Annotated in this window: 3 protein-coding genes; 2 read left to right on the forward strand and 1 reads right to left on the reverse strand. The window is 63.5% G+C overall.

Features of this window, described 5'->3' with window-relative positions; translation table 11 throughout:
• The first annotated feature begins 262 nt into the window (after window positions 1-262).
• The gene (locus tag J8J14_RS25570) at window positions 263-763 is read left to right on the forward strand and encodes an ATP-binding protein (RefSeq protein WP_342452536.1); all 501 of its coding nucleotides are present in this window, start codon (window positions 263-265) and stop codon (window positions 761-763) included.
• A gap of 17 nt (window positions 764-780) precedes the next feature.
• On the opposite strand, the gene J8J14_RS24580 is transcribed toward J8J14_RS25570, so the two are convergent.
• Window positions 781-1,491, reverse strand: coding sequence for an IS6 family transposase (locus tag J8J14_RS24580; protein WP_209382176.1), 711 nt, complete (start codon window positions 1,489-1,491; stop codon window positions 781-783).
• A 514-nt stretch (window positions 1,492-2,005) separates the two neighbouring features.
• Between J8J14_RS24580 and J8J14_RS25925 the strand changes: the two genes are divergently transcribed.
• Entirely contained in the window at window positions 2,006-2,182 is a 177-nt protein-coding gene (locus tag J8J14_RS25925) for a helix-turn-helix domain-containing protein (RefSeq protein WP_209382175.1), read from the forward strand.
• Window positions 2,183-2,291: the final 109 nt, after the last annotated feature.

Below are 2,291 nucleotides of genomic sequence, written 5' to 3' on the forward strand. Positions count from 1 at the left end.
CTTCATGGCTGACAGAATCGCAGGAATACCGCATCGTTCCAACTGAACCCTGCAATTCCAGCATCCCAAATCCCGAACTTTCCTGCTCCAGATCAACAGGTTGCTGGTTATTCAAGGCCGACTGCTTAAGGTAGGAAAGGAAGGGGGTGCAGTGTTGCGTTTCGCTGAGAACTGACTCTGCACTGGAGTGAACCCCTGGGGCTGGACCGGGCGGGTCAGAATTAAGCCACGTGCGGGAAAAGTTGGTTCTCGAATTCGTTGGGTGATCGGTAGCCAAGTGCGGAGTGTAGTCGCCTGGCTCAAGGCCGCGCTCAAGATGGGCCGCCTGCTCAACGTCAAGACGCTCGCAGGCTTCGACTTCTCCTTCCAGCCCTCCCTCGACCGCAACCGCATCCTCACCCTGGCCGGCCTCGACTTCATCAACCGCCACGAGGTGGTCCACTTCCTCGGCCAGCCGGGCTGCGGCAAGACGCATCTCGCCATCGCCCTGGCCGTGGAGGCGGTGCAGGCCGGGCGCAGCGTCTACTTCACCACCCTCGCCGAACGGTTCTGTCAGCTCCCGCGCCAGACCGGCCGTCGCACGCCGCTTGAGGCTGTCAGCCTACCCTGCCGCGAGAATGGCGAGCACGGTCGTCGCATGACGGAGATGAAGCATGCGACGGCGGTTGGCGGGAACATGCTGATTGTGACGGATGCGGGGGCGGAGATGATTGCGGAGGGCATTGGCAAGTTGTTTGACGAGAAGGCAAGTTCGGCCGGGTAACTGAGGGGGCAGCAGGATCATGACGCCGCTTGGGCGCAGGTCTCCTGCCGCCAGATCTGAAAGGCCTTCATCCGGACGCGCCGGTACGCGGCGGCGGCCATCAGGTGTCGGCGAGGACGGAAATGGCCATAGATCATGCTGTGCGCTGCGAGGAACCGCTGCGCCTGCTCGGCCGACTTGAAGCGCTGCATCTGCCGCTCTCGACGGCGGGTGGGTCGATGCGAGTTCTCGGCCCGGTTGTTCAAGTAGCGGCTGCTCCGATGCCGGACCCCGGGCAGGAGCTCGCGCTGCGCCACGCCGTAGCTCTTCAGCCCATCGGTGACCAGCCGGCGCGGCTTGTACCTGAGCCTGGCCAGCAGGCGCTTGAAGAACCGCTTGGCCGCACTCCCATTCCGCCGATCCTGAACAAGGATGTCCAGCACCACGCCGTGCTGGTCCACTGCACGCCAGAGGTAATGCAGGACGCCGTTTATGCGCAGGAACACCTCATCAAGGTGCCAGGTGTCACCCGGCTTTGGTCGGCGGCGCCGCAGCTTGGCCGCGAACTCCGAACCGAACTTGCGGCACCAGTTCCGGATGCTCTCGTGCGTGACGGTGATGCCCCGCTCCGCCAGGATCAGCTCTACGTCCCTCAGGCTCAGGCTGAACACGTGATACAGCCAAACGGCGTGGCTGATGATCTCCGCCGGAAATCGGTATCCCGGGTAGGTGGCGAAGGCTGACGTCATCCCGTCAGACTGCCCCGGCTCGGTCATTCCGACCACCGCCCATCAACTTGCCAATGCCGCACATGGCACCGACAGGGACAAAGCCTGCATGACTTCAGCACAGACGAGGCGAGGTGCTCATCACACCGCTGGGAAAAGGGTCGAGGAACCTCGTCGGTCCTGAGCCGATCTCGTAGTCGGGCAAGCCGATCTCCTGCTTGGCGACCTCGAAGCATCCCTCAATGGCCTAGCGCCGGCTAGCGATGCGCGCGAGGGTGGCCAGCATGGTCTGGTCGGGACCGAAGACGACGTAGTAGGCGAGGTCCTTCGGGTTCTTGCGGCTGCGCCGGACCAAAAGCCAGTGATCCTAGTGGACCGGCGCTAACGAGTGATTCCGTTCGGTCCCGGCCGGTGCGAAGCTGCCGGTATGAAGACTGGCCTAGAAATCCGCCTTGGTCCGGGAGACCGCGAGAGGCTTGAAGCTGTCGTCGCTTCTGGGAACAGCCTGCAGAAGCACCTTTAGCGGGCGCGCATCGTGTTGCTGAGTGCCGATGGTATCGGCACGATGGAGATCTGCCGATGCACCGGCAAGGGCAAGCCGACGATCAGGCGGCGGCAGCGGCGCTTCATAGGCGCGGGCGTGGACGGCCTCCTGCGTGACGCCACCCGACCCGGCCGGAAGCCGCCCTTGGCCTCAGCTAGTCGGCCTTGAATAACCTCCTCAGGCCGTCTGGATCGTAACCGGCTGGTAGTCTGGCCGACCCATTTTCTGAATGAGAGCGCCAAGGAGGGCGATCAAAAGGGTCCTGAGGTGGGCGAGG

Origin of the sequence: Pararoseomonas baculiformis (assembly GCF_017813395.1) — a bacterium.
GTDB classification, from domain to species: domain Bacteria; phylum Pseudomonadota; class Alphaproteobacteria; order Acetobacterales; family Acetobacteraceae; genus Roseomonas; species Roseomonas baculiformis.